The organism is Pseudomonas sp. S2_E02, from assembly GCF_054668355.1.
Map to the genome: position 1 here is coordinate 3,547,194 of NZ_CP162761.1, position 26,453 is coordinate 3,573,646.

Genomic DNA, 26,453 nt, shown 5'->3' on the forward strand with positions numbered 1-26,453 from the left:
TCGACGGTGGCCAACTCACCTTCCGCCAAAAAACGTGCAAAACAGGCTGAGAAGCGTCGCAGCCACAACGCCAGCCTGCGTTCCATGGTTCGCACCTACATCAAGAATGTAGTTAAAGCCATCGACGCAAAAGACGCTGAAAAAGCTCAAGCTGCATACGTTCTGGCTGTGCCAGTTATCGACCGTATGGCCGATAAAGGCATCATCCACAAGAACAAGGCTGCTCGCCATAAGAGCCGCCTGAATGGCCACGTCAAAGCGCTGAAAGAAGCTGCTTAATCCGACGTAGTCATTAAAAAACCGACCTTAGGGTCGGTTTTTTATTGCCTGTGATTTAGCAAATCCAGCGCAAAAAAAATGTAGGAGTGAGCCTGCTCCGGGCGGCGTTCCGACGATGGCGGTTAGTCAGATGTACATTTGCTGACTAACACAGCTATCGTCGGCACGCCGCCCGGAGCAGGCTCACCCCTACAATTGGATTTGCGGTGTTATTGCTGGACGGGTACCCACGGCAGGATCGGGATCGCGGTCACGGCATTCTGCGGACTGCCTTCGATCAAGCGATCGCTGTAGACCAGATACACCAGCGTATTGCGCTTCTTGTCCAGGAATCGCACCACCTGCATGGTCTTGAATACCAGCGAAGTGCGCTCCTTGAACACTTCATCGCCATCCTTCAAATCACCCTTGAACTTGATCGGGCCGACCTGACGGCAAGCGATCGACGCTTCTGCGCGATCTTCAGCCAGACCCAGACCACCCTTCACACCACCCGTCTTGGCGCGCGACAGGTAGCAGGTCACCCCCTCAACTTTCGGATCATCGAAAGCCTCGACCACAATGCGGTCGTTCGGACCGACAAACTTGAACACCGTCGACACTTGACCGATCTCCTCGGCCGAGGCCAGCAATGGCATCGCCATCAGCAAGCCCAACAATCCTTTCGCTAAACGCATCGAATTTTCCTTAGACCAGAATCAGGTTGTCACGGTGAACCAGTTCAGGCTCCGCCATGTAACCGAGCAAACCGACAATCGCATCCGACGACTGACCGATGATTTTTTGTGCTTCCAGCGCACTGTAGTTAGCCAGGCCACGAGCAATCTCACGACCATCGGGCGCCACGCAGACGACCATTTCACCGCGACGGAAACTGCCCTGCACCAACTTCACACCTACCGGCAGCAAACTTTTATTGCCCTGTGACAACGCCGACACCGCACCATCATCCAGCACCAACGTGCCGCGAGTCTGCAGATGCCCGGCCAGCCATTGCTTGCGCGCCGCGAGCATGCCGCGCTCAGGCGACAGCAACGTACCGATACGCTCACCCGCCTTCAGGCGATCAAGCACGCGCTCAAGACGCCCACCGACAATGATGGTGTGCGCACCGGAACGCGCAGCCAGTCGCGCCGCTCGCAACTTGGTCTGCATACCGCCACGCCCCAGCGCACCGCCCGTACCACCCGCTACCGCATCGAGACTCGGATCATCGGCGCGCGCTTCGTAAATCAGCTGCGCCTCGGGATTGTTGCGCGGATCGGCGTCAAACATGCCATCGCGGTCGGTCAGGATCACCAGCAAATCCGCCTCGACCAGGTTAGCCACCAGCGCCGCCAGGGTGTCGTTGTCGCCAAAGCGGATTTCGTCGGTGACCACGGTGTCGTTTTCGTTGATCACCGGGATGACTTTCAGGTCGACCAATGCGCGCAAAGTGCTGCGGGCGTTGAGGTAGCGCTTGCGGTCGGACAAATCGTCGTGAGTCAGGAGAATCTGCGCAGTGTGCCGGCCATGCTCGGCGAAACTCGATTCCCACGCCTGCACCAGACCCATCTGACCAATCGCAGCGGCTGCCTGGAGTTCGTGCATCGCACTGGGTCGTGCGGTCCAGCCCAAACGACTCATGCCGGCCGCTACCGCCCCGGAGGACACCAGCACCAACTCGACACCAGCCTCATGCAAGGCCACCATCTGCTCCACCCAGACACTCATTGCCGCGCGATCCAGCCCTTTGCCATCAGCTGTCAGCAAAGCGCTGCCGATCTTCACGACCCAACGCTGCGCACCTGTCACCTTGCTCCGCATCATCTTCAACCTTAGCTTGAGGGCAACGCGACCCAGCGCCGCCCATGACGTTATTTGTGACTTGCGATTTCCAGATACTAAAACGCCGCTCGATTGAGCGGCGCTTAAGTTTACTGCAACGAATCAGTCACGCACGTAAATGATTTCCGGACCGTCTTCGTCATCCACATCTTCTTCGTCCCAATCATCGTCGCCGATGTCATGGACCGACTTCACGCCGCTGCGACGCAGGGCACGCTTGTCATCCAGCGCCTGCAGTTGCGCGCGCGCTTCGTCTTCGATGCGCTGATCGAGATCGGCCAGCTCTTCCTTGTAAGCCGGATCATTGGCCAAGCGATCGGCACGATCTTCCATGTAACGCATGATGTCGTGACACAGACGCTCGGTACCGATCTTGGCGATCGCCGAGATCACATAGACCGGACCGGTCCACTCGAGGCGATCAACGATTTCCTTGACGCGCTCTTCGTGCTCTTCTTCAAGGATCTGGTCGCACTTGTTCAGCACCAGCCAGCGATCACGCTCGGCCAGGGACGGGCTGAACTTGATCAGTTCGTTGACGATCACTTCAGCGGCATCCGGTGCGCTGGAATCATCCAGCGGCGCCATATCGACGAGGTGCAGCAACAGACGCGTACGCGCCAAGTGCTTGAGGAAGCGAATGCCCAGGCCAGCACCGTCGGAAGCGCCTTCGATCAGACCCGGAATATCGGCAATGACGAAACTCTTCCAGCGATCGACACTGACCACACCGAGGTTTGGCACCAGCGTAGTGAACGGGTAGTCGGCGACTTTCGGCTTGGCCGCAGAAACGGAACGGATAAAGGTACTTTTACCGGCGTTCGGCAAGCCCAGCAGACCGACGTCAGCCAGTACTTTCATTTCCAGTTTCAGGTCGCGCTGCTCACCCGGCTTGCCCGGAGTGGTCTGACGCGGCGCCCGGTTGGTACTGGATTTGAAACGGGTGTTACCCAGACCGTGCCAGCCGCCCTGCACTACCATCAACTTCTGGCCAGCCTTGGTCAGGTCGCCAATCACTTCCTGGGTAGCAGAGTCGATCACCGTGGTGCCGACCGGCACGCGCAGGATCAGGTCTTCACCCTTTTTACCGGTGCAGTCGGTGCTGCCACCGTTGGAACCACGCTCGGCATCGAAGTGCCGGGTGTAACGGTAGTCGACCAGGGTGTTGAGGTTTTCGTCGGCCATCATGTAGATGGAACCGCCGTCACCGCCATCACCGCCGTTCGGACCACCGTTTTCGATGAATTTTTCCCGACGGAAACTCATGGCGCCATTGCCGCCATCACCAGCCTTTACGCGAATCGATACTTCATCAACAAACTTCATAACCAACGCCTCTCGCCGTACGGACGAGCCGAAAAACAATCAAGACATAAGACTCTTGCAAAAATGAGCGCAGCGACCCCAAAACACGACCTGCATCGCACGCCGACAGCCCATACAAACAGTTTTGCAAGAGACTCACCCCACAAACGAAAAAGCCCCGTCGCGAGACAGGGCTTTTCCAGCGATCGCGCAATTAAGCCGCGACAACGCTCACGTAACGGCGGTTGAACGCGCCTTTTACTTCAAACTTGATCACGCCTTCGATTTTCGCGAAGAGGGTGTGATCCTTACCCATGCCAACGCCGTAGCCAGCGTGGAATTGGGTGCCGCGCTGACGCACGATGATGTTGCCCGGAATGATTTTCTGGCCGCCATACATCTTAACGCCAAGGCGTTTGGCTTCTGAGTCGCGACCGTTACGGGTACTACCACCAGCTTTTTTGTGTGCCATGAGTCAATTCTCCTAGTGAGGAATTAGGCTGAAATTAAGCCTGAATACCGGTGATTTTGATCTCGGTGTACCACTGGCGGTGGCCCATACGCTTCATGTGGTGCTTACGGCGACGGAACTTGATGATGCGGACTTTATCGTGACGACCTTGGGAGATCACTTCAGCCACAACGGTAGCGCCAGCAACAACTGGAGCGCCGATATTCACGTCGTCGCCATTGGCAACCAACAGAACGCGATCAAAGGTAACGGATTCGCCGGTAGCGATTTCCAGTTTTTCGATCTTCAGGTATTCACCCGGGGCGACTTTGTACTGCTTGCCGCCAGTAACGATTACTGCATAAGACATGGTATTTCTCCGATAATCCTGCTCACCCAGCTCTTTATAAGAAGAGGTATTGGCTGGCATGGCTGCATAAGGCTGGAAGGCCCGTTGCAATTGCGTAAGGCAGGTGCTGCCCAGGAAGTTCAGGGTGCGCGATTGTACGCAAGGTGCCGCAGGCTTGCAAGTAGCCGTCTATCGCGCCTTGACAGGTCTGGATGGGGGTCCTAGCATGCCGCGCAACCCTTCTGGAGCGACTCTCGCTGATGCAACCCCAAGCTTTCTACCGCGCGGTGGCGGACGATTTTAGCGCCGTCGACGGCATCATCAAGAAGCAGCTGACTTCCCGAGTACCGCTGGTATCGAAAATCGGCGATTACATTACCTCGGCCGGCGGCAAACGTCTGCGTCCTTTATTAGTGTTGCTGTGTGGCAAGGCCCTGGGTCGCGAAGGCGACGACATGCGCCTTTTGGCCGCCACCATCGAATTCCTGCACACCGCCACCCTGCTGCATGACGACGTGGTCGACATGTCCGGCATGCGCCGTGGCCGTTCTACCGCCAACGCCATGTGGGGCAACGCCCCGAGCGTGCTGGTCGGCGATTTCCTGTACTCGCGCTCGTTCGAAATGATGGTCGAACTGGGCTCGATGCCGGTGATGAAGATCCTGTCCCAGGCCACGCGCATCATCGCTGAAGGCGAAGTACTACAACTGTCCAAGGTGCGCGACGCCAGCACCACCGAAGAAACCTATATGGAAGTCATCCGCGGCAAGACCGCGATGCTCTTCGAAGCTTCGACCCACAGCGCCGCTGCATTGGCCGGTGCTACCGCTGAGCAGAGCGAAGCCCTGCGCACCTTCGGTGATCACCTCGGTGTGGCGTTCCAACTGGTCGACGACCTGCTCGACTACAAGGGCGACGCCGAAACCCTGGGCAAGAACGTCGGTGACGATCTGGCCGAAGGCAAACCGACCCTGCCGCTGATCTACACCATGCGTGAAGGTACGGCTGAACAGGCTGCACTGGTGCGTCAGGCGATCCAGAAAGGCGGGATCGAAGACCTGGAAAGCATCCGCATTGCCGTGGAAGCCTCCGGTTCGCTTGAGTACACCGCGCAACTGGCCCGCGATTACGTGGCCCGTGCGATCAAGTGCCTCGATGCCCTGCCGGCCAGCGAATACCGCGATGCGCTGGTTGAACTGAGCGAGTTTGCGGTCGCCCGTACGCACTGATACAGCCCACTGTGGGAGCGAGCCTGCTCGCGAAAGCAATCTGCCAATCGACATCAATGTTGACTGACACACCGCTTTCGCGAGCAGGCTCGCTCCCACAGTTGTTTCTGCGCTATGCCCTCCCTCGCGTAAAACCCTATACAATGTGCGACTTTTAGCGATCCATACCCAAGGAGCCTTAGTGAGCACGTTGCCACCCTGCCCGAAATGCAATTCCGAATACACCTACGAAGACGGTACCCAGCTGGTGTGCCCGGAGTGCGCCCACGAGTGGTCCGCCAGCGGCGAAGCCGAAGTGGCGTCTGATGATGCCGTGAAGAAAGACTCGGTCGGCAACGTCCTGCAGGACGGCGACACCATCACCGTGATCAAGGATCTGAAGGTCAAGGGCACTTCGCTGGTGGTCAAGGTCGGCACCAAGGTCAAGAACATCCGTCTGTGCGATGGCGACCACGATATCGACTGCAAGATCGACGGTATCGGCCCGATGAAACTCAAATCCGAGTTCGTCAGAAAGGTCTGATTCCGTTGTCATCCATCCCGCGCCAGGCGTGGGATGGAGCTTCGCCCTCCCCGCTCTACCCCAGCAAAACCGCGCAATAGCCAAACGCCAGCCGTTTTGACCTTACGCAATCTTTACCCGGAAAATTTCAGAATCCGCCAATAGACGCTTGCTATTTGGCGAATAAGAATTATTCTCATTGAAACCCTTCAAGGAGATGAGAACCATGACTTATTTGATCGACGCGTGGCTGGATCGCCCACACCCTTACCTCAGAATCCTCCATCGGGAGACCGGTGAAGTCTGTGCGGTGCTTGAAGAAGAAGCCTTGCATGAACTGCAGGATCAAGGGGATCTGGACGTCAGCAGCCTAAATTCCAGCGAACCATTGGTGCTCAAGGAGCTGGTGCGCAATCTGTTCCTGTTCTGCTATGCCCGGGCCTTGCGCCCGACCAGTGAACTGCAGCACAAGATAGAACTATGAGCAGCAATACAAACCTGTGGGAGCGAGCCTGCTCGCGAAGGCTTCAACTCGAATCTCAGTTTAGATCCAGTCGCCTGCATTCGCGAGCAAGCTCGCTCCCACAAAGGTCTTACAGAACGTCCAGCAGCTCGACGTCGAATACCAGAACGCTATGCGGCGGGATGCTGCCAACGCCTTGAGCGCCGTAAGCCAGTTCGCTCGGCACGTACAGACGCCATTTGCTGCCGGCATTCATCAGTTGCAGGGCTTCGGTCCAGCCAGCGATCACGCCGCCAACCGGGAATTCTGCAGGCTGGCCACGCTCGTAGGAGCTGTCGAACACAGTGCCGTCGATCAGTGTGCCGTGGTAGTGAGTACGGACCTGGTCTTCACGGGTAGGCTTGGCGCCTTCGCCCTGAGTCAGCACTTCGAATTGCAGGCCGGAAGCCAGGGTGGTGATGCCGTCACGCTTGGCGTTTTCAGCCAGGAAAGCCAGGCCTTCGCCAGCAGCGGCTTCAGCTTTGGCAGCGGCTTCGGCTTGCATGATTTCGCGGATAACCTTGAAGCTGGCGGACATTTCTTCCTGGCCAACACGGCTTTCCTTGCCGGCGAAAGCGTCGGTCAGACCGGCCAGGATCGCGTCCAGGCTAACGCCCGGTGGCGGGTTGTCGCGCAGCTGGTCGCCCAGTTGACGGCCGATGCCGTAGCTGACGCGGGTTTCGTCGGTGGACAGATTTACTTCGGACATGACACTGCTCCGCTGTGCGGACGGCCACAAGACTTGCCGTGCGAGCACAGCGCGTCCCGGCGCGCCCGGAACCAAAAGGGCGAGCAGACTAGCACAGATGCCCGGCGATGGGGCGCAAGGCCTACAGGGCTGAACGCCAGACGAGCGGCACCTTCAGGCTTTCATCGATACTGCCGGCCAGGCCGCACATTTCGTCATGCACCGAGGTGTGGACAAGATTGAAGGGCAGCACCGGAAACGCATGCAGCAGATCCCGCGCATGCTCCACTGATCGCAGGGTCAGCATCTTGCCTTTGGGATCACTCAACGGATATGCCGCCCCGTGCATCCGCGCTTCGAGCAGATAAATCCCGCCCTCCATGGAGATCAGGTTCAACTCATCGACCTTCCTGGCGATGGCAAACGCATTCAGCTCTTGCAGGTTCATGAACGCACCTCACAAAGTGGCGAGTCAGGACCTCTACAGGGATATGCTTGCGCGCACCAAAGCACAAGCCACAAACGACACCGCCCGTCTGTTTCGCAACAGACGGGCGGTGTTTTTTTGCAGCGATCAACGGTTGATCAGTGCTTGGTGACTTTGTCCAGGTAACCCATGGCGAACGCCGAAACGACGAAGGTCATGTGGATGATCACGTACCACATCAAATGCTCGGGATCGACGTTCTTGGCGTCCATGAAGATGCGCAGCAAGTGGATCGAGGAAATCGCCACGATCGAAGCCGCCACTTTCATCTTCAACGACGAAGAGTCCATGGTGCCGAGCCAACTGAGCTTTTCCTTGCCTTCGTCGATGTTCAGTTCAGAGACGAAGTTCTCGTAGCCGGAAATCATCACCATCACCAGCAGGCCGCCGACCAGTGCCATGTCGATCAGCGACAGCAGCACCAGAATCAGTTCCGACTCGGCCATCGAAAAAACGTTGGGCAGGATGTGGAACACTTCCTGGAAAAACTTCAGTGCCAGCGCCAGCAACCCGAGCGAGAGCCCGATATAGATTGGCGCCAGCAGCCAGCGCGAGGCGTACATTGCATTTTCGATAAAGCGTTCCATTGAATCTCACACAAGGGGGTGGAAATGGCGGCGAGTATACCAGCCCCCTGTGACAGCCAGAAACTGCCCGAAAATCCGCCACCTGCGCGTGTGGATGATTTTTTCTGCTAGTGTCGAAACCATTGACAGCCCAGTGACTGCAGACAGGACGTGTGGAAATGGATGTGCGATTACCGATAACGACGGCCGGAATTTGCCTTGCTCTGTTGATCAGCGGTTGCTCGCCCGGCGACGAAAAACACGCCACCAGCCTTGAAGAAAAAACGGCAAAGTTCGAACAATCGCTGGACGCCATCACCGACACCAAACTCAAGGACGCCATCACCGAACTCGGCGGCTCACTGCTGCTGCTAGAACGCGCGCAACTCAAGCTCAACGACAATCCGCCGCGCACCGAATACGGTGAAGACGCACTCGCCGTGCTCAAGCACTATCCTGCCCCGCAGGCGCTGGTCGATACGTTTATCAACGGCCTGTTCGTGCTGCACAAGGATGCCAGCTCCGATTACCTCACCGATCTGCAACCGGTGTTCCCGTTCAACCTGAACATTCCCGGCGGCTTCTTGTTTCCACACGGTGTGGAATGGCAGTCGGTGACGTTGAGCAACAAACGCGTGATCGCCTATCAGCCGGAATGGTCGGAAACCGATCCGGGCATTCAGCTCAGCCCCTCCAGCTCCAACGTCACCAACCCCGATGACCTGACCGTGACCTACCCGTTCATTGACGGACTGGACGTGGACAAGAAGTCCCTGCCGCAACCGGTCAGCCTGCAAGGCCAGATCGAAGTCATCGCACCGCGCCGCTTGTACAGCTTCGACCTGACGCAAAAAGACGTCGGCCAGACCCGCAGTAACGACAACCTCAGCGTCAAACTGCTGAAGCTCGAGAACAACTACGCCGAAGTGGAATTCAGCAACAATCTGCCACTGGCGGCGGAAGTCGCAGAGACGCAGCTCAATCCGCTGATCGTCCAGGCCCGCGACAAGACCGGGCAATACCTGATACGCGCCGGCTCGATCAACGAGAGTCCGGAGCAAGTGGCCTTCTATGAAAAACAACTGGCCTACCTGCAACAGCAGAAGGGCTGGAGCGATGCGCTGGAAAAGCAACTCACCGAAGAGCAGCAGGCATTCGAGGACAAGCACCCGCGTCGCTATAACAAGGTCTATTTCAATGGCCCGATCGACACTCTGGAAGTCAGCGTACTCGACTTCTCCTCGGCGACGGTGACGCGCAAATCGCTGGATCTGCCGATTCGCACGCTCAATCAACATACGACGCAGAAGGCCATTCAACCGCTGGATCTGCCAGTGACGGTCTACGACGATCTGGCAGCCAACTGGCTCAAAGGCGCGAGCCTGACCGAGGACCAATTGAAGGCTGGCATCCGCGTCCATCAATACGTTGAAGAACCGAGCGCTGCGCGCATCGAGTTTTCCCATCGCCGTACGTTCAACGATGAACTGCTGGGCGATGACTTCAGCCCGGGGGTCAGCCCTGTCACGTTCTTTACCGAAAAACGCAGTGGCAAACTCGATGAACCGATCGAACTGCCGCCCGAGGCATACCAGGTCGATCCGCTGCGCGCGACGATCACTTACGACCTGAACCTGTTCCCGGAAACCCCAGCGATCGCCGTCGGTTCAATGCCGCTGTTTCTCGCGACTGTGGCCAAGCAGGCATACGACGCCAAGTCCTTGCCCAAAGGTCTGGAGATCAAGAACAACCTGCTGGTGGTGGACCTGAAATTGTTTCCGCCCAACGAATGGCGTTTCTTCGTCAAAGACGACAGCGGCAACTACCTCAAGCAGATTCTTTCTGTCAGCCACGATGCGAGCGCAGAAGGCCCGGCGCTGTTCGGCGTGCACTATTTTTATGGCCGCCCGACGCACGTAGAAACCTATCAGCGCACCGACCTCGCCACTGTGCAATACGGCTTTGAGGTCAAACTCGACCGGGCGCAGGTACCTGAGGCTGCCCACTGAAGAGCCAGATCAAAAGATCGCAACCTGCGGCAGCGCCTACAGGGCGCGGCCACGGCCACCGTTGATCTGCCGCAACTGGGCTTGCAGGTGCAGGCTCCAGATCTGCGGATCATCGGCCAGTTCATAGCCGTGCAAGGTCAGGCTTTCAACGATGGTGTCGAGTATCGATTCGGCGGCGACCGGCCCATGAAACGGGCCCTGAGCTTTGATGGCGGAAGGTTGTTCACCGGCCATGCCGGCCGCGAAGAGCAGCGTCCACATGCCGTTATCGCCGGCCAACGGCTTGATGGCGCATTCGATACGGGTCACCAGACCCAGGCATTGACGGGTGAGACAGAGGTTGCGCGACATGGCGGCGACCCTCGGTGAAGCCGGTATTCAGCCCTCACGGGAGGACTGGCTCGATCCAGTGATACTGTCGATATCCTTGAGCTGAGAATAGAAGAAAAGTCCGCTGCGCAAGCCGAATGAGACCAGAAGGCGCCGAATGGTCATTGTGTGAATATTGGCGTCAGAGTTGTGGCATATCTCCCGAAGATCTCCACAAAAATCAATCTGGAAAAACAACCGTGGGAGCGAGCTTGCTCGCGAATACGGAGTGTCAGGCAACTGATTCGTCGACTGATACGCCGCTTTCGCGAGCAAGCTCGCTCCCACAGGGTTCGCTTTAAGACTGTTAAGCCGGTTTGGCTTCGGCCAGCGCTTCTTGGGCCAACTCTTTCTCGGCTTCCTTGAGGTCTTCTTCGCTGATCATCTCGGCGATGTCGCGCAAGCGCTCGACCACCCGTGCGTTGATGCTGCCTTCCGGGAATTCGCCGTCGGCATTCGGTTCACCGGCCGGTTCGCCCACCAACAGACTCAACGCCTCGTCGGCCTGACGCACCGCGTACACGTGGAACTGCCCGGCACGCACCGCCGCCAACACTTTCTCATCAAGCATCAGCGTGGCCACGTTGGCCTGTGGAATGATTGCGCCCTGCTCGCCAGTCAGCCCGCGCGCTTCACAGAGTCGGAAGAAGCCTTCGATCTTCTCGTTGACCCCGCCCACCGCCTGCACTTCGCCGAACTGGTTGATCGAACCAGTGATCGCAAAGCACTGCTTGAGCGGGGTTTTCGACAGCGCCGAAATCAGCGTGCACGCCTCGCCCAGCGACGCGCTGTCGCCGTCGACGTAACCGTACGACTGCTCCAGCGCGATGCTCGCGGAAATCGCCAGCGGGAATTCCTGGGCATAACGGCTGCCCAGATACCCGGTGAGGATCATCACGCCTTTGGAGTGGATCGGCTGACCGAGGTTGACCTCACGCTCAATGTCGACAATGCCGCTGCCACCCGGGTAAACCGTGGCGGAAATCCGCGCCGGCACACCGAACGCCGAATCGCCGACTTCGAGCACGGTCAGACCGTTGCACTTGCCGACCGCCGCGCCATCGGTGTCGATCAGGATGATCCCGGCAAGCATGTCGTCGAGAATCCGCGCCGACACACGACCGGTGCGCGTGGCCTTGGCTTTCAAGGCACGTTCGATATGCCCGGCATCGGTCATTTCATCGCCGGCCAGGTGACGGATGAAATCCGCTTCGCTGACCAGTTGGAACAGATCGCCAATACGCGCCGACAAACGCCCTTGGTGCTCGGCCAAACGTGCGCTGTAAGTCGCCAGGCGCGCTACCGCATCGGCAGTCAGCGGCGCCATGCCTTCTTCCGAAGTACGGGTTTTCAACAACTGGGCGAATTGCTCCAGGCTCTCGTCGACCATCGGGATGTCTTCGTCGAAATCCACGAGGACGCGGAACATCTCCTGGAAGTCCGGATCGAGGTCTTGCAGCGTGTAGTACAGCGACCGCGCACCGATGATGATGACTTTGACCTGCAACGGAATGTGCTGCGGGTTGAGCGTCACAGTGGCGAAACGGCCCATCTCGCCCAGCGGCGATTCCATTTTCAGCTTGCGCGATTGCAGGGCGCGTTTCAGCGCATCCCACACGAACGGCTCGCTGAGCATTTTTTCCGCTTCAAGAATCAGGAAACCGCCGTTGGCGCGGTGCAAGGCGCCCGGACGCAACTGACGATAAGTGGTGTAGAGCGCGCCCTGATCGGTGGTGTATTCGATGCGACCGAAGAGGTTTTCGTACGTCGGGTGCGGCTCGAAAACGACTGGCGCACCGCCGCTGAGCGGATGACCGACCACCAGGCTCGGTGCGTATTGTTCTTCCAGCAGTTTGCGCGCGACGGCGTCGGTCTTGCTGTCATCGACCAGTTGCTCGACCACGGTTTTCAGCAGATAGACCTGCATGGCTTGCAAGTAACCACAGACCGCAGCGTTCTCGGCGTACTTCTCCGACAGCGGCGACAGCAATGGCTGCAAGGCTAGGGTGATGGTTTCTTCGTTGAGCGCACGCAGTTGATTGTTCGATTCGCGCTTCCACTGCGGCAGGCTGGCGAGTTCTTCGTTCAGACGCTCTTCGAGACCGGAGATGTCCTCGTGGAAACGCTCGCGATCGGCTTCCGGCAACTGGGCGAATTCGGCTTCGTCCAGCGCTTTGCCGTCGAGCATCGGCGTGAAGGCGATATTGCTGCTGTCGCGGTACAGGGCGACGTCTTTTTCCAGGGCCAGGCGCTCGATGATGTCGAGGGCTTTGTCGTAGCGCTGGTTGAATGCACGGTCGATGGCACTTTTCTTTTGCTGATAGGACGGGTGCTCGAACACCGCTGGAAACGTCGCCAGCAAGTTGTCGATCAAACCGTTGATGTCACCGATAAACGCGCCGGCAGTGCCCGAAGGCAGTTCCAGCGCACGCGGCTCGCGCGGCTCATCGAAGTTATTGACGTAGACCCAGTCCGCCGGGGTCTGCAGGCGCTTGCCTTCGGCCTTCAGGTAGCGTTTGACGAACGAGAAACGACCAGTGCCGGGCTCGCCCATGACGAATACGTTGTAACCGGGGCGTGGCATGGCCACACCGAACTGCAAGGCTTCGACCGCGCGTTCCTGGCCGAGCACACCGCGAAAGGGCTCCAGATCATTGGTGGTAGTGAAGCTGAACTGTTCAGCGGAAAACGGACGGGTCAGCGCTTCGGGCGCAAGACGCAAGCTGGCAGCAACAGGATCAGGCATCGGGCTTCCTTAACAATCAGGCGGGGCAGATAGCGGCATTCTGGCGCTGCCCGTGCCCCACTGGCAAGGCGCGCCACACTACAAAGCATAGACAACCGGCCAAGCCTGCGGCCCGCCCCCTGAAACCGGGGTTTATTCCAAATATTTTGCAAAAAACCACGGAACCCCTGGAACGTGCCTAAACTCCAAACTGCGCGGCTGGAACTAATACCGGCCCACTGGCTTCGTTTTGATCTGTTTCGTACAGAGCTTGGGGGGCCAGAACCCTGTCCATTGGTATGCACACAAAGAGAAAAAAGCTATGAAACGGATTCTTCTCGGTACTCTCTTCACCGCTGTATCCATCAACGCAATGGCGCAAGCTCCAGGCGGCCCGGATTGCGGTTGGGGCAACATGCTGTTCGAAGGTCAGCGTGGCACCCCGGCGCACTTCCTCGCTTCCACCACCAACGGCACTTCCGGTAACGCCACCTTCGGTATGACTTCCGGCACCAACGGTTGCTCGACCAACGCGTCGCTGACCTACGGCGGCAAATCCTGGTTTGCCATGAATGGCATGATGAACGAGCTGTCCGAAGACATGGCCAAAGGCAACGGCGAAGCGCTGACGACTTATGCCGTGGTACTGGGCGTGGCGCCGGAAGACCGTGCGCACTTCGCGGCTGTGACTCACGAGCACTTCCAGCAGATCTTCAGCAAGGCTGACGTGACCGCTGAAGACGTGCATACCAACACCCTGGCCGTACTGAAATCGGATCCTCGTCTGGCCAAGTACGCAACTCAGGCTTAAGCTCGACCTCGCCCGCTTCCTTCGGGAAGCGGGTTTTGTTTTTTCGGCCCGCCCTCCTTGGGTCTTTATTTCTTTCCTGTTCAAGTTGCCGACTATGCTCAAACGCCTTGCCTGGCTGGCGCTCTGTGTCTGCGCCCCGCTGTCCGCCGCGCCCCACATCGACCCTCAACGTTTGCAGCAACTGGCCAACGACCACTTCTGGATTTCCCTCGGTCACTACGAAACCGCCAAGCTTGGCGGCTGGCGCAGCTATGTCAGCGACAAGAAGTTCTTTCTTGCGCCCGATGGCAATGAACATCCCGATCATGAGCTGGCGGCCACCGTGCAAGCGCTGTACGCCCCGGCCAGTCTTGGCGAGCAACATGCGCAATGTGTTTATCCGGCGCGCACTCGCTGGCTGAAGGCGCAACTCAATCTCAGCGATCTGCCGACACCGGCATGCGCCGAATACAAAAAGTGGTTCAAGGACGTCTCGCCGCACAGCGCGGTGATGATCTTCCCGGCGGCTTATTTGAACAGTCCGTCATCGATGTTCGGCCACACCCTGCTGCGCATCGATCAAGCCGATGTGCAGGCCGACAAGACCTCGCTGCTCAGTTACGCGATCAACTTCGGTGCCTACATCGAAGGTTCGGACAACAGCATTCTGTATGCCTGGAAAGGTTTGATGGGCGGCTATCCCGGGTTGTTCGCGCTGGTGCCCTATCAGGAAAAACTCTCGGAATACCGCAGCCTGGAAAACCGCGATCTGTGGGAATACCGATTGAATCTGACCCAGGAAGAAACCGCGCGCATGGTCGAGCATGTGTGGGAGTTGAAGCAGATCCAGTTCGACTATTTCTTCTTCGACGAAAACTGCTCGTATCGTCTGCTTGAGTTGCTGCAGGTGGCGCGGCCGAGCCTGCGCCTGACCGAACAATTCCCGTTGACCGCAATTCCCACCGACACCGTCAAAGCGGTGAAGGAAGCCGGGCTGGTGGAAAGTATCGAATACCGCCCGTCCCGCGAGCGCGAATTGCTCAGCCGTGCCGAGCCTTTGAACAGTGACGAACAGCAATGGGTGCTGAACGTCAGCGCCGATCAACAGCAGTTGCAGGATCCGGCGTTCAAAGCCCTGCCCCGCGACCGTCAAGCGTTGATCATCGACGCGGCATATCGTCTGGAGCGCTACCGCGCCAACGGCCAGGAACGCGATCCACAACGGGCACAGCGCAGCTTTGAACTGCTGCGGGCGATCAACAAGAACCCCGCCCCCGAACTGGACATCCCACAACCGGGCTTGCCCGAAGACGGCCACGAATCGCGCACCTGGCAGGCCGGTCTCGGCACCCGTGGCGACCGTGCGTTCGGTGAGTACGGCTTGCGCATGGCGTATCACGACCTGAATGACAACGCCGAAAGCTTCCCGCTCGGCGCGCAAATTGAAATCCTGCAGATGAAGCTACGTCAGTACGAGGGCAATCACTGGCAGTTCCAGCAACTGGATCTGGCGACCATTCGTTCGCTGACACCGCGCAATGAGCTGCTGCAGCCACTGTCGTGGCAAGTCACTGGTGGTCTTGAGCGTGTACCGGGCAAGCACGATGACGAGACGCTGGTCAGCCACGTGAATGGTGGCGGTGGCGGCACTTGGGCGTTGGGTGATGACGTATTGGGTTTTGCCCTCGGCACCGTGCGCGTCGAGCACAACAATGACTTCGCCGAATTCGTCTCCCCGGCCGGCGGTTTCAATACCGGCGTGCTGTGGAAAAACCCGCTGGGCAATCTCAGCCTCGAAGCCAAAGGTGATTACTTTTTCAATGGCGAAGTGCGCCGCAGTCTGAGTCTGAATCAGCAGTGGGAGTTGTCGCGCAACCTTGGTTTGCGCCTGAGTGCGCAGCGTGAGTTCAGCCATCTCGCCACCCCGGAAACCGAGGTCATGCTTGAAGTGAAGTGGTATCACTACTGATCCCGAACACAGCACAAAACCAATGTGGGAGCGAGCTTGCTCGCGAAAGCGGTGGGTCAGTCGATATCAGAGTTGCCTGACACGAAGCCTTCGCGAGCAAGCTCGCTCCCACAGGGGATTTGTGGTGTTAATGGATTTTTCACGGCGCTTCGACAGCCGCCTCATGAATCAGCTTCTAGACTTTCCCCATAGGCCGGAGAACCGGCGCGGGAGAGTGCGATGTGGCGGTGTGCGGGTTTGCTGGGTGTTGTGCTGTTACTGGGCGGTTGCCAGACCACCCATGAAGATCTGATCGCCAAGGGTTATCCACCGGCCTTCGCCGACGGTTTCGATGATGGCTGTGTCAGCGGTCGTCAGGCGGCGGGTTCGATCAGCGGCGAGTTTCGCAAGAACGTGCCGCGCTATCTGAAGGACAAGCAATACGCCGAAGGCTGGACCGACGGCTTCCGCCAGTGTCAGGCAATGCTGGAAAACAAGGACCGCGAACAGTATCGCAATGAACATTGGGACGAACGCGAGCGCGCCTGGCAGCAACAGAAAGATCAGGACGCCGGGCGGGCCTATCGCTCGCAATAGGTCGTTTCCAGACATCCAGTGAAACCAAATGCCTGCGAGCATGGCCCAAACCTCATACGAGGAGGACACCATGAGTCGCGCATTCGTCAACGAAGACAACGCCGCCGCGCAAGCCGATCAGCCGGTCGAACGGCAGGTCAGCACGCAGCCCAACTACGTCACGCCGCAAGGGCTGGCGCAGTTACAGGCGAAGGTCGCCGAACTGCAAACCTTGCATGCCGAACAATCGGCCAAAGGGGAGCAGGCTGACAAGCAGCGTCTGGCGGATCTCGAAAGGGATTTGCGGTATTTCAATCAACGCCTGAGCAGCGCACAAGTCGCGGTTGCCGCGACCTCCACCGACAAAGTGCAGATCGGCAGTTGGGTGACCTACGCCGACGAGCACGATACCGAACGCCGGGTACAACTGGTCGGCGAGGATCAGGCCGATGCCAGCAAAGGCCTGATCAATTGGGGCTCACCGCTGGGCCGGGCGCTGCTCGGTGCGCAGCTCAATGACGAGGTGCTGTGGCAGCGCCCCGCCGGCGATCAAGTGATTGAAGTGATCCGCATCGAACCGGCTTAAACCACGCCCTGCGCGAGCATTGCGTCGGCGACTTTGACGAAGCCGGCGATGTTCGCGCCTTTGACGTAGTTGATCCGCCCGTTCTCTTCGCCGTAATGCACGCAAGCGTGGTGGATCGACTGCATGATCGCGTGCAGCTTGCTGTCCACCTCACCTGCCGTCCACAGCAAGCGCATGGCGTTCTGCGACATCTCCAGACCGCTCACTGCCACGCCGCCAGCGTTGGATGCTTTGCCCGGCGCAAACAGAATCCCGGCCTCGATAAAGATATCCACAGCCTCGAGCGTGGTCGGCATGTTCGCGCCCTCAGCTACGCACACGCAGCCATTGCGCAGCAGTGTGCGCGCGGCTTCGGCGTCGAGTTCGTTCTGTGTAGCGCACGGCAGCGCGATGTCGCACGGCAACGACCAGGGCAACTGACCGGCGCGGAATTCCAGGCCGAACGCTGCGGCCAATTCGCTAATGCGTCCACGTTTGACGTTTTTCAGTTCCAGCAGCGCCAGCCACTGCTCTTCACTCAACCCGGCTTCGCAATACAACGTGCCTTCGGAGTCGGACAGGGAAATCACCTTGCCGCCCAGGTCCATCACCTTGCGCGCCGCGTATTGCGCGACGTTGCCGGAACCGGAGATCGCCACACGCTTGCCTTCGACGGTCTGCCCGCGACGCTTGAGCATTTCTTCAGCGAAATATACGCAGCCGAAACCGGTGGCTTCCGGACGAATCAGGCTGCCGCCGTAGGTCATGCCTTTGCCGGTCAGCACACTGGTGAACTGGTTGCTCAGGCGCTTGTACTGGCCAAACAGGAAACCGATCTCGCGCGCACCGACGCCGATGTCACCGGCCGGCACGTCAACGTCGGCGCCGATGTGGCGGTACAACTCGCTCATGAACGCCTGGCAGAAACGCATGACTTCAGCGTCGCTCTTGCCCTTCGGATCGAAGTCGGAGCCGCCCTTGCCGCCGCCCATTGGCAGCGAGGTCAGGGAGTTTTTGAAGGTCTGTTCAAAGGCGAGGAATTTCAGCACGCCCATGTTCACCGACGGATGGAAACGCAGGCCACCCTTGTACGGGCCGATGGCGCTGTTCATCTGGATGCGGAACCCGCGATTGACCCGGACTTTGCCCTGATCGTCGACCCACGACACGCGAAACATCACCGCGCGCTCCGGCTCGCAGATGCGCTCCAGAATCCCCGCGGTCAGGTAATGCGGATTGGCTTCGAGAAACGGCCACAAACTGCGCAGGACTTCTTCGACGGCCTGGTGGAATTCGGGTTGATCCGGGTCGCGTTTTTTCAGACGAGCGAGGAAGGATTCGACGGATTCGATCATGGGAAAAGTCTCGGCAAATTTATTGTCGTTGGAGGAGATTGGGCCGGACTGTAACAAACGAAATGCGCACAGGAACAGAGCAAAATGTCGCAGTTATGAAATTAAATGGTGCACAGGATATAAATCAGGCCGGTTTTTTGACCTGCTTTGCACGCTAATGGTGAGATTAGATTCACGTCATGCACCAACAGTTACAGCCCCTTCGCGAGCAAGCTCGCTCCCACATTTGAAATGCGTTCCCCTGTGGGAGCGAGCTTGCTCGCGAAGGGTTCGACTCGGTTAAACCTGAAAAACACAAAAAAAAACGGAGCCCGAAGGCTCCGTTTTTTCATGCAACCAACCCGATATCAGGCCAGTTTCTTGTGACGTACCCGGTGTGGCTGAGCAGCCGCTTCGCCGAGACGCTTTTTACGATCCGCTTCGTACTCGGTGTAGTTGCCTTCGAAGAACACCGCTTGCGAGTCATCTTCGTACGCCAGGATGTGCGTCGCCACACGGTCCAGGAACCACCGATCGTGAGAGATCACAATGGCAGCGCCCGGGAAGTCCAGCAGGGCTTCTTCCAGGGAACGCAGGGTTTCCACGTCGAGGTCGTTGGACGGTTCGTCGAGCAGCAGGACGTTGCCGCCCTCCTTCAGAGTCAGCGCCAGGTGCAGACGACCGCGCTCACCACCGGACAGATCCTTGACGAACTTCTGCTGATCGCCGCCCTTGAAGTTGAAACGACCGACGTAGGTACGCGACGGGATCTCGTAGTTGCCGATGCGGATCTGGTCGGAACCGTCGGAGATTTGCTGGAATACAGTCTTGCTGCCATCCAGGTCATCACGGCTCTGGTCAACGCAGGCCAGTTGCACGGTTTCACCGACTTCGATGCTGCCCGAATCCGGTTGTTCCTTGCCCATCAGCATGCGGAACAGGGTCGACTTACCGGCACCGTTACCGCCGATCACGCCGACAATGGCGCCTTTCGGCATCGAGAACGACAGGTTGTCGATCAGCACGCGATCGCCGTAGCCCTTGGTGACGTTCTTGAATTCGATGACCTTGTCGCCCAGGCGCGGACCGGCCGGGATGTAGATCTCGTTGGTTTCGCTGCGTTTCTGGAATTCCTGCGATTGCATTTCTTCGAAGCGTTGCAGACGCGCCTTGGATTTCGACTGGCGGGCTTTCGCGCCTTTGCGCACCCACTCCAGTTCTTCTTTCATGGCTTTTTCGTGCGCCGACTGCTGCTTGGATTCAGCGGCCAGACGATCGGACTTGGCTTCAAGCCAACCGGAGTAGTTGCCTTCATATGGAATGCCCGCGCCGCGGTCGAGTTCGAGAATCCAGCCAGCGACGTTATCGAGGAAGTAACGGTCGTGCGTGATCGCTACCACAGTGCCCGGGAAGTCGTGGAGGAAGTGCTCCAGCCACGCCACCGAGTCGGCGTCCAAGTGGTTGGTCGGTTCGTCGAGCAGCAGCATGTCCGGCGCGGACAGCAGCAGACGGCACAGGGCCACACGGCGTTTTTCACCACCGGACAGGTGTTCTACTTTGGCGTCCCAGGCCGGCAGACGCAGCGCATCGGCGGCGACTTCCAGTTGACGCTCAAGGTTGTGACCATCGCTGGCCTGCAGGATCGCTTCGAGTTTGGCTTGCTCGGCGGCCAGCTTGTCGAAGTCGGCATCCGGATCGGCGTAAGCGGCGTAGACCTCGTCCAGACGCGCTTGCGCATCCTTGATCACGCTGACCGCTTCCTCGACCACTTCACGCACGGTCTTGGTCGGATCAAGTTGTGGCTCTTGCGGCAGATAACCGATGTTCAGGTCCGGCATCGGACGGGCTTCGCCCTCGAACTCGGTGTCGACGCCAGCCATGATTTTCAGCAGCGTGGACTTACCCGAACCGTTGAGGCCGAGTACACCGATCTTGGCGCCGGGGAAGAACGACAGCGAAATGTTTTTGAGAATTTCCCGCTTCGGCGGAACAACTTTGCCCAGCCGATGCATGGTGAAGACGTATTGAGCCATGGAGAACCTTGGGTCAGTGACAGATGAATGATTGCAGCGCAGGCGAAGCCCGGCCAGACCATGCGCGTCGTTCACTTGATGGTTATCAATGCGTGCGCGCTGAAAAAGTCTGAGTCTAGGAGCTGGAACGCTCCCGCGTAACCGGCAAAGCTACCTTAATGACCGGTGGCAGTCCAGCCGCGCGGGGCTGGCACTTCGCCACGACTCAAGGCATGCTAGCCGCCCTTTGGGCGTCCGGCTTATAGTGCACGTCGCGCCAGTCCAGCCAAATCGCAGGATCACAGCTTGTCCAATGTCACTCCGCCAGCTTCTGTGAGCAGCACCCCACCGGCGCCCGGCTCGTCCCTGCGCGGTACATTAAAGGGTGCGCTGGCGACGCTCGTGCTTTTATTGCTGGCGTTGCTGTTCTGGCAACTGCTCGATCAACTGCGCGAAACCCAGAAAAACCAGCGTCAGTACACCATCGATTACACCGCCGACCTCGCCGCGCAGGTCAGCCTGAACATGGCGCTGAACGCGCAAATCGCCCTCAATCTGCTACCGATCGTCGAACAACCGCAATCAGCCGACGAACAGCAGGTGCTATTGCGCAAGCTCCAGCAATCCTTGCCTGACCTGCGCAGCCTGGCCCTGCTCACCCCTTCCGGCAAAATCATCAGCGACAGTGACGACAACAGCCACGACGCCAGCTACCTCACCGAACTGGTACGCCGCAGCCGTGCACAGGCGCATTACTTCAGCAACGCCGACGACGGTTCTGTGGTGCATCTGTTATTGCATCAGGCCAGCGGCAGCACGCGCGGTTATTGGGCATTGCGCCTGACGCCGACGTTCTTCGACTCGCTGACCAAACAGGGCGAAACCGGCATCCGCCCGTTGTGGCTGGTGGAAAACCGCCTCAATCATCAGATCATCAGCCGTGACGAAGCGCAGCCCTCGGCCAAGGCTGGCGTCTTGAGTCCGGACGACATGGCCAACACGGTGTTGACCGTGCCGCTGAGCAGCAGCGACTGGCAGTTGCGTGGTCTGTTTGACCGCCAGCGTGTGCTCGAAGAACTGCTGCCGGCGTTCATCGGCAAATGCCTGCTGGGCCTGGCGTTCTCGATGTTGCCGGTGATTGCCCTGCTCAACATGCGCCGGCGCCAGCGCCAGTTGCATGAGGGTCGCCGGCGTTATCAGGACATCTTCGAAGGCACTGGCGTGGCCCTCTGTGTGCTGGACCTGTCCGGTCTGAAGCAGGTCTTCGACAAGGCGCAGATCCAGACCAGCGACCAGCTCAAGGCCTGGCTCGACCAACCGGCGCAGCGCCAGCAACTGTTGCAGGAACTGCGCGTCACCGAGGTCAACCAGGTCGCGCTGCAACTGCTTAACGTCAACTCCTGCGAGCACGCCTGGCAGCTGTTGATCGACGGCCATCCGCACCGCCAGTGCGCCATCGGCAATCAAGTGCTCGACGCCGTGTTGCAGCAACAAAAGCAGCTGGAACTGGAAATCAAACTGCCGGACATCAACGGCCGCGACCAGCACCTGTGGATGGTGTTGCGTCTGCCGACCGAGCAGCACGACTACAAAGCGGTGATCCTCAGCATCAACGACATCACCAGCCGCAAGCTGATCGAACTGTCGCTGCTCGAACGCGAAGGCTTCTGGTCAGACGTGGTGCGCACCGTGCCGGATCATCTGTATGTGCAGGACGTGATCAGCCAGCGGATGATTTTCAGCAACCACCACCTCGGTCAGACCCTCGGCTACAACCGCACCGAACTGCACCAGATGGGTGAGTATTTCTGGGAAATCCTCCTGCACCCGGAAGATGCCGACTACTACCATCGCTCGCGGCAGATGCAGCGCCACGCCGGTTACAGTCAGTTGCTCCAGTGCCAGTTGCGTTTCCGCCATCGCGACGGCAAATGGCGGCGTTTCGATATTCGCGAACAGGCACTGGCACGGGACAAACACGATCAGGTCACGCGGATCATCGGCGTGGCCAAGGACATCACCGAACAGATCGAAGCCAGCGAATCCCTGCGCGACAGCGAGCAGCGCTACCGCATGCTCGCCGAAAGCATCAGCGACGTGATTTTCTCCACCGACAGTAAGCTCTCGCTGAACTACGTCAGCCCGTCGGTGCAGGCCGTGCTGGGTTATGACGCCGAGTGGATTTTCCAGAACGGCTGGCAATCGACTATCGCCAACCCGCAACAACTGAGCGGCATCTACACGCTGATGGATCGCGTCAGCAAGGCGCTGGACAAACCCGAGCAACTGGCGGTGTTGCGCAATCAGGTACAGACGCAATTGTTCCTGTTCGACTGCCTGCGCGCCGATGGCCGCAAGATCCCGATCGAGCTGCGTCTGGTGCTGGTGTGGGATGAACATGGCGCGTTCGAAGGCGTACTCGGTGTCGGTCGCGACATCAGCCAGCAGCGCCGCGCCGAGAAAGACCTGCGCATGGCCGCCACGGTTTTCGAACACTCGACCTCGGCGATCCTGATCACCGACCCGGCCGGTTACATCGTGCAAGCCAACGAAGCCTTTAGTCGCGTCAGCGGTTACGCCGTGAGCGAAGTGCTCGACCAATTGCCGAACATGCTCACCGTTGATGAGCAACAGGACGCGCACCTGCGCTACGTGCTCAAACAATTGCATCAGCACAGCACCTGGGAAGGCGAAGTCTGGCTCAAGCGCCGTAACGGCGAGCATTACCCGGCGTGGGTCGGCATCACCGCGGTGCTCGACGACGAAGGCGATCTGGCCAGTTACGTGTGCTTCTTCAGCGATATCAGCGAACGCAAGGCCAGCGAGCAGCGGATTCACCGCCTCGCCTACTACGACGCCCTGACCCACTTGCCGAACCGCACGCTGTTCCAGGATCGTCTGCACACCGCGCTGCAATCGGCCGAGCGGCAGAAGTCGTGGGTGGTGCTGATGTTCCTCGACCTCGACCGTTTCAAACCGATCAACGACTCCCTCGGTCACGCCGCTGGCGACCGCATGTTGAAAGACATGGCCACGCGCCTGTTGGCCTGCGTCGACGATGACGACACCGTGGCGCGCATGGGCGGCGACGAATTCACACTGCTGCTGCAACATCGCTCCAGCCGCGAACTGGCGCTGAACCGGGCGATTCATGTGGCCGAGCAGATCCTCGGCAGCCTGGTGCGGCCATTCGTGCTCGAAGGCCGCGAGTTCTTCGTCACCGCCAGTATCGGCATCGCCCTGAGTCCACAGGACGGCAACGAACTCAGCCAGTTGATGAAGAACGCCGACACCGCGATGTACCACGCCAAGGAGCGCGGCAAGAACAACTTCCAGTTCTATCAGGCCGACATGAACGCCAGTGCGCTGGAGCGTCTGGAACTGGAAAGCGATTTGCGCCACGCCTTGGAACAGAACGAATTCGTCCTGTATTACCAACCGCAATTCAGCGGTGACGGCAAACGCCTGACCGGCGCCGAAGCGCTGTTGCGCTGGCGCCATCCGCGCCGTGGCCTGGTGCCGCCGGGGGATTTCATTCCGGTGCTGGAAGAGCTGGGTCTGGTGGTGGACGTCGGCGACTGGGTGATCAGCGAGGCGTGCCGTCAGCTGAAGACCTGGCACCAGAATCGTGTGCGTGTGCCGAAGGTGTCGGTGAACATCTCGGCGCGGCAATTTTCCGATGGCCAACTCGGCACGCGGATCGCCACAATCCTGCGTGAAACCGGCCTGCCACCGGCGTGTCTGGAGCTGGAGCTGACCGAAAGTATCCTGATGCGCGAAGTCAGCGAAGCGATGCAGATTCTCGCCGGGCTGAAAAACCTTGGCCTGAGCATTGCGGTCGACGACTTCGGCACCGGTTACTCATCGCTGAACTACCTAAAACAATTCCCGATCGACGTGTTGAAGATTGACCGCACCTTTGTCGATGGTTTGCCGTCCGGTGAGCAGGACGCGCAGATCGCCCGGGCGATCATCGCCATGGCGCATAGCCTGAATCTGGCGGTGATCGCCGAGGGCGTGGAAACCCATGAACAGCTGGACTTCTTGCGTGAGCATGGTTGCGATGAGGTTCAGGGGTATCTGTTCGGGCGGCCGATGCCGGCGGGGCGGTTTGAGGCGCAGTTCAGTAATGATGCACTGTTCATGTTCGACTGAAGTCCTGCGGCGCGGCATTCGCGAGCAGGCTCGCTCCCACAAGGGATTGATGTCGGTCAGGAAATCGCAAGAGCACCCCGGTTACTGTGGGAGCGAGCCTGCTCGCGAAGAGGCCTTCAAAAGCACCGCACATCTGTCATGAACGCCACTTGTCTGCGACATGATGTCGTTTCATATGCCATCCAAAACCCATTGGGTTAGAATGCCCCCCTTTTCTGCCCCCGATCCTTGAGGACCGCCATGTTCAGCCGTGATTTGACTATTGCCAAGTACGACGCCGACCTTTTTGCCGCCATGGAGCAAGAAGCTCAGCGCCAGGAAGAACACATTGAGCTGATCGCTTCGGAAAACTACACCAGCCCAGCGGTGATGGAAGCTCAAGGCTCGGTCCTGACCAACAAGTACGCTGAAGGCTACCCAGGCAAGCGTTACTACGGTGGTTGCGAGTACGTTGACGTTGTTGAGCAACTGGCCATCGACCGCGCCAAGGAACTGTTCGGCGCCGATTACGCCAACGTTCAGCCGCACGCCGGTTCGCAAGCCAACGCCGCTGTTTACCTGGCCCTGCTGCAAGGTGGCGACACCATTCTGGGCATGAGCCTGGCACACGGTGGTCACCTGACCCACGGCGCCAGCGTTTCCTCCTCCGGCAAGCTGTACAACGCCGTACAGTACGGCATCGACGCCAACGGCCTGATCGACTACGACGAAGTCGAGCGTCTGGCGGTTGAGCACAAGCCGAAAATGATCGTGGCCGGTTTCTCTGCCTACTCGCAGATTCTCGACTTCCCACGCTTCCGCGCCATCGCCGACAAAGTCGGTGCTTACCTGTTCGTCGACATGGCTCACGTGGCCGGTCTGGTTGCCGCTGGCGTTTACCCGAACCCGGTGCCTTTCGCTGACGTCGTGACCACCACCACGCACAAGACCCTGCGCGGTCCACGTGGCGGCCTGATCCTGGCTCGCGCCAACGCCGAGATCGAGAAGAAGCTGAACTCCGCGGTATTCCCGGGCGCCCAGGGTGGCCCGCTGGAGCACGTGATCGCCGCTAAAGCGATCTGCTTCAAGGAAGCGCTGCAGCCTGAGTTCAAGGCCTACCAGGAACAAGTGGTGCTGAACGCCCAGGCCATGGCCGAAGTGTTCATCGAGCGCGGTTTCGACGTAGTGTCGGGCGGTACCAAGAACCACCTGTTCCTGCTGTCGCTGATCAAGCAGGACATCTCCGGTAAAGACGCCGACGCCGCGCTGGGCAAAGCGTTCATCACCGTGAACAAGAACTCCGTGCCAAACGATCCACGCTCGCCGTTCGTCACGTCCGGCCTGCGCTTCGGTACTCCGGCTGTGACCACTCGCGGCTTTAAGCAAGCCGAGTGCAAAGAGCTGGCTGGCTGGATCTGCGACATCCTGGCTGACCTGAACAACGAAGCGGTGATCGACGCCGTTCGTGAGAAAGTCAAAGCCATCTGCAAGAAACTGCCGGTATACGGCGCTTAATTGCGACGTTAAACCCGCAGCATGAAAAACCGGCCAAGTGATTGGCCGGTTTTTTTTCGTCCCTGATTTCCCGTGTAGGAGCTGCCGAAGGCTGCGATCCTTTGATCTGGATCTTAAAAACAAGATCAAAAGATCGCAGCCTTCGGCAGCTCCTACGCGGATATGGCCACTGGTCAGACCGGCCATGCCAATTTTGATATTTTCACTTGTCATCGCGAAAAAACCGAGCGTAGACTGCACCCGCACTGGACATACCGGTAAGACCACAATAATTAAGTCCTGAATCTGATG

Annotated in this window: 23 protein-coding genes; 11 read left to right on the forward strand and 12 right to left on the reverse strand. The window is 58.8% G+C overall.

The features are described from left to right. Positions 1–6: 6 nt before the first annotated feature. The gene (gene rpsT / locus AB4O01_RS15895) at positions 7–279 is read left to right on the forward strand and encodes a 30S ribosomal protein S20 (RefSeq protein ID WP_003228351.1); all 273 of its coding nucleotides are present in this window, start codon (positions 7–9) and stop codon (positions 277–279) included. A gap of 209 nt (positions 280–488) precedes the next feature. Here the strand turns inward: rpsT and AB4O01_RS15900 are convergent, their stop codons facing one another. The 5 genes from AB4O01_RS15900 to rplU form a co-directional block, all read right to left on the reverse strand. Next, positions 489–956, reverse strand: a complete 468-nt coding sequence (locus tag AB4O01_RS15900) for a CreA family protein (protein ID WP_007909822.1) — start codon at positions 954–956, stop codon at positions 489–491. Positions 957–966: 10 nt separating this feature from the next. After that, positions 967–2,085, reverse strand: a complete 1,119-nt coding sequence (gene proB, locus AB4O01_RS15905) for a glutamate 5-kinase (protein WP_427119803.1) — start codon at positions 2,083–2,085, stop codon at positions 967–969. A 123-nt stretch (positions 2,086–2,208) separates the two neighbouring features. After that, positions 2,209–3,432 (reverse strand): Obg family GTPase CgtA, encoded by a 1,224-nt coding sequence (gene cgtA, locus AB4O01_RS15910; RefSeq protein ID WP_093434800.1) that lies wholly within the window; start codon positions 3,430–3,432, stop codon positions 2,209–2,211. A 193-nt stretch (positions 3,433–3,625) separates the two neighbouring features. Beyond that, positions 3,626–3,883, reverse strand: a complete 258-nt coding sequence (gene rpmA / locus AB4O01_RS15915) for a 50S ribosomal protein L27 (RefSeq protein ID WP_003176049.1) — start codon at positions 3,881–3,883, stop codon at positions 3,626–3,628. 34 nt (positions 3,884–3,917) lie between these two features. Further along, on the reverse strand, positions 3,918–4,232 hold the full coding sequence (gene rplU / locus AB4O01_RS15920; protein ID WP_003176051.1) for a 50S ribosomal protein L21: 315 nt from the start codon (positions 4,230–4,232) through the stop codon (positions 3,918–3,920). A gap of 239 nt (positions 4,233–4,471) precedes the next feature. Between rplU and AB4O01_RS15925 the strand changes: the two genes are divergently transcribed. From AB4O01_RS15925 to AB4O01_RS15935, 3 genes are all read left to right on the forward strand, one after another. Beyond that, positions 4,472–5,440 carry a polyprenyl synthetase family protein gene (locus AB4O01_RS15925; RefSeq protein ID WP_093434797.1) on the forward strand — a complete coding sequence of 323 codons (969 nt, stop codon included), beginning with the start codon at positions 4,472–4,474 and terminating at the stop codon, positions 5,438–5,440. Positions 5,441–5,621: 181 nt separating this feature from the next. Beyond that, complete coding sequence (locus AB4O01_RS15930; protein ID WP_016986200.1) at positions 5,622–5,963, forward strand: zinc ribbon domain-containing protein YjdM; 342 nt, start codon at positions 5,622–5,624, stop codon at positions 5,961–5,963. Positions 5,964–6,168: 205 nt separating this feature from the next. After that, positions 6,169–6,426 (forward strand): PA4570 family protein, encoded by a 258-nt coding sequence (locus tag AB4O01_RS15935; RefSeq protein ID WP_007909813.1) that lies wholly within the window; start codon positions 6,169–6,171, stop codon positions 6,424–6,426. 109 nt (positions 6,427–6,535) lie between these two features. Here the strand turns inward: AB4O01_RS15935 and AB4O01_RS15940 are convergent, their stop codons facing one another. The 3 genes from AB4O01_RS15940 to AB4O01_RS15950 form a co-directional block, all read right to left on the reverse strand. Beyond that, entirely contained in the window at positions 6,536–7,153 is a 618-nt protein-coding gene (locus AB4O01_RS15940) for an FKBP-type peptidyl-prolyl cis-trans isomerase (RefSeq protein WP_008078561.1), read from the reverse strand. Positions 7,154–7,274: 121 nt separating this feature from the next. Continuing rightward, positions 7,275–7,580: a DUF6482 family protein gene (locus AB4O01_RS15945; protein ID WP_460089015.1), complete on the reverse strand. Its 306-nt coding sequence runs from the start codon at positions 7,578–7,580 to the stop codon at positions 7,275–7,277. Positions 7,581–7,717: 137 nt separating this feature from the next. Then, positions 7,718–8,206 carry a TIGR00645 family protein gene (locus AB4O01_RS15950; protein WP_007909801.1) on the reverse strand — a complete coding sequence of 163 codons (489 nt, stop codon included), beginning with the start codon at positions 8,204–8,206 and terminating at the stop codon, positions 7,718–7,720. Positions 8,207–8,364: 158 nt separating this feature from the next. Between AB4O01_RS15950 and AB4O01_RS15955 the strand changes: the two genes are divergently transcribed. Beyond that, complete coding sequence (locus AB4O01_RS15955; protein WP_460089016.1) at positions 8,365–10,194, forward strand: hypothetical protein; 1,830 nt, start codon at positions 8,365–8,367, stop codon at positions 10,192–10,194. Between the two features lie 36 nt (positions 10,195–10,230). Here AB4O01_RS15955 and AB4O01_RS15960 read toward each other — a convergent pair whose 3' ends face one another. Both AB4O01_RS15960 and AB4O01_RS15965 read right to left on the reverse strand, forming a co-directional pair. Further along, a complete protein-coding gene (locus tag AB4O01_RS15960; protein WP_007909799.1) occupies positions 10,231–10,545 on the reverse strand; it encodes a PA4575 family protein in 315 nt (104 codons plus the stop codon). Between the two features lie 325 nt (positions 10,546–10,870). Continuing rightward, positions 10,871–13,309, reverse strand: coding sequence for a Lon protease family protein (locus AB4O01_RS15965; protein ID WP_460089017.1), 2,439 nt, complete (start codon positions 13,307–13,309; stop codon positions 10,871–10,873). 301 nt (positions 13,310–13,610) lie between these two features. Here AB4O01_RS15965 and AB4O01_RS15970 point away from each other — a divergent pair, with 301 nt between their 5' ends. From AB4O01_RS15970 to AB4O01_RS15985, 4 genes are all read left to right on the forward strand, one after another. Further along, positions 13,611–14,099 (forward strand): DUF3015 domain-containing protein, encoded by a 489-nt coding sequence (locus tag AB4O01_RS15970; RefSeq protein ID WP_007909797.1) that lies wholly within the window; start codon positions 13,611–13,613, stop codon positions 14,097–14,099. Between the two features lie 94 nt (positions 14,100–14,193). Beyond that, entirely contained in the window at positions 14,194–16,047 is a 1,854-nt protein-coding gene (locus AB4O01_RS15975) for an Lnb N-terminal periplasmic domain-containing protein (RefSeq protein WP_460089018.1), read from the forward strand. A 219-nt stretch (positions 16,048–16,266) separates the two neighbouring features. After that, positions 16,267–16,623, forward strand: coding sequence for a hypothetical protein (locus AB4O01_RS15980; protein WP_093434789.1), 357 nt, complete (start codon positions 16,267–16,269; stop codon positions 16,621–16,623). A gap of 70 nt (positions 16,624–16,693) precedes the next feature. Then, positions 16,694–17,188 carry a GreA/GreB family elongation factor gene (locus AB4O01_RS15985; protein WP_093434786.1) on the forward strand — a complete coding sequence of 165 codons (495 nt, stop codon included), beginning with the start codon at positions 16,694–16,696 and terminating at the stop codon, positions 17,186–17,188. Here the strand turns inward: AB4O01_RS15985 and gdhA are convergent. Beyond that, on the reverse strand, positions 17,185–18,522 hold the full coding sequence (gene gdhA, locus AB4O01_RS15990; protein WP_099757229.1) for an NADP-specific glutamate dehydrogenase: 1,338 nt from the start codon (positions 18,520–18,522) through the stop codon (positions 17,185–17,187). The genes AB4O01_RS15985 and gdhA overlap by 4 nt on opposite strands. Positions 18,523–18,869: 347 nt before the next feature. After that, on the reverse strand, positions 18,870–20,534 hold the full coding sequence (gene ettA, locus AB4O01_RS15995) for an energy-dependent translational throttle protein EttA (protein WP_099757230.1): 1,665 nt from the start codon (positions 20,532–20,534) through the stop codon (positions 18,870–18,872). A 285-nt stretch (positions 20,535–20,819) separates the two neighbouring features. Between ettA and morA the strand changes: the two genes are divergently transcribed. Together morA and glyA are read left to right on the forward strand one after the other, a co-directional pair. After that, positions 20,820–24,668 carry a cyclic di-GMP receptor MorA gene (morA, locus tag AB4O01_RS16000; protein ID WP_093434777.1) on the forward strand — a complete coding sequence of 1,283 codons (3,849 nt, stop codon included), beginning with the start codon at positions 20,820–20,822 and terminating at the stop codon, positions 24,666–24,668. Positions 24,669–24,908: 240 nt separating this feature from the next. After that, a complete protein-coding gene (glyA, locus tag AB4O01_RS16005) occupies positions 24,909–26,162 on the forward strand; it encodes a serine hydroxymethyltransferase (RefSeq protein WP_093434775.1) in 1,254 nt (417 codons plus the stop codon). Positions 26,163–26,453 lie beyond the last annotated feature (291 nt).

What these genes read in the sequence shown, in the direction of transcription:
- AB4O01_RS15965 (WP_460089017.1), bottom strand. Translation starts at nt 13,309, where the DNA reads ATGCCTGATCCTGTTGCTGCCAGCTTGCGTCTTGCGCCCGAAGCGCTG.
- AB4O01_RS15900 (WP_007909822.1), bottom strand. Translation starts at nt 956, where the DNA reads ATGCGTTTAGCGAAAGGATTGTTGGGCTTGCTGATGGCGATGCCATTG.
- AB4O01_RS15955 (WP_460089016.1), top strand. Translation starts at nt 8,365, where the DNA reads ATGGATGTGCGATTACCGATAACGACGGCCGGAATTTGCCTTGCTCTG.
- AB4O01_RS15945 (WP_460089015.1), bottom strand. Translation starts at nt 7,580, where the DNA reads ATGAACCTGCAAGAGCTGAATGCGTTTGCCATCGCCAGGAAGGTCGAT.
- AB4O01_RS15925 (WP_093434797.1), top strand. Translation starts at nt 4,472, where the DNA reads ATGCAACCCCAAGCTTTCTACCGCGCGGTGGCGGACGATTTTAGCGCC.
- AB4O01_RS15935 (WP_007909813.1), top strand. Translation starts at nt 6,169, where the DNA reads ATGACTTATTTGATCGACGCGTGGCTGGATCGCCCACACCCTTACCTC.
- AB4O01_RS15950 (WP_007909801.1), bottom strand. Translation starts at nt 8,206, where the DNA reads ATGGAACGCTTTATCGAAAATGCAATGTACGCCTCGCGCTGGCTGCTG.
- rplU (WP_003176051.1), bottom strand. Translation starts at nt 4,232, where the DNA reads ATGTCTTATGCAGTAATCGTTACTGGCGGCAAGCAGTACAAAGTCGCC.
- rpmA (WP_003176049.1), bottom strand. Translation starts at nt 3,883, where the DNA reads ATGGCACACAAAAAAGCTGGTGGTAGTACCCGTAACGGTCGCGACTCA.
- AB4O01_RS15985 (WP_093434786.1), top strand. Translation starts at nt 16,694, where the DNA reads ATGAGTCGCGCATTCGTCAACGAAGACAACGCCGCCGCGCAAGCCGAT.
- glyA (WP_093434775.1), top strand. Translation starts at nt 24,909, where the DNA reads ATGTTCAGCCGTGATTTGACTATTGCCAAGTACGACGCCGACCTTTTT.
- AB4O01_RS15940 (WP_008078561.1), bottom strand. Translation starts at nt 7,153, where the DNA reads ATGTCCGAAGTAAATCTGTCCACCGACGAAACCCGCGTCAGCTACGGC.
- AB4O01_RS15975 (WP_460089018.1), top strand. Translation starts at nt 14,194, where the DNA reads ATGCTCAAACGCCTTGCCTGGCTGGCGCTCTGTGTCTGCGCCCCGCTG.
- gdhA (WP_099757229.1), bottom strand. Translation starts at nt 18,522, where the DNA reads ATGATCGAATCCGTCGAATCCTTCCTCGCTCGTCTGAAAAAACGCGAC.
- proB (WP_427119803.1), bottom strand. Translation starts at nt 2,085, where the DNA reads ATGCGGAGCAAGGTGACAGGTGCGCAGCGTTGGGTCGTGAAGATCGGC.
- cgtA (WP_093434800.1), bottom strand. Translation starts at nt 3,432, where the DNA reads ATGAAGTTTGTTGATGAAGTATCGATTCGCGTAAAGGCTGGTGATGGC.
- AB4O01_RS15970 (WP_007909797.1), top strand. Translation starts at nt 13,611, where the DNA reads ATGAAACGGATTCTTCTCGGTACTCTCTTCACCGCTGTATCCATCAAC.
- AB4O01_RS15980 (WP_093434789.1), top strand. Translation starts at nt 16,267, where the DNA reads ATGTGGCGGTGTGCGGGTTTGCTGGGTGTTGTGCTGTTACTGGGCGGT.
- AB4O01_RS15960 (WP_007909799.1), bottom strand. Translation starts at nt 10,545, where the DNA reads ATGTCGCGCAACCTCTGTCTCACCCGTCAATGCCTGGGTCTGGTGACC.
- ettA (WP_099757230.1), bottom strand. Translation starts at nt 20,534, where the DNA reads ATGGCTCAATACGTCTTCACCATGCATCGGCTGGGCAAAGTTGTTCCG.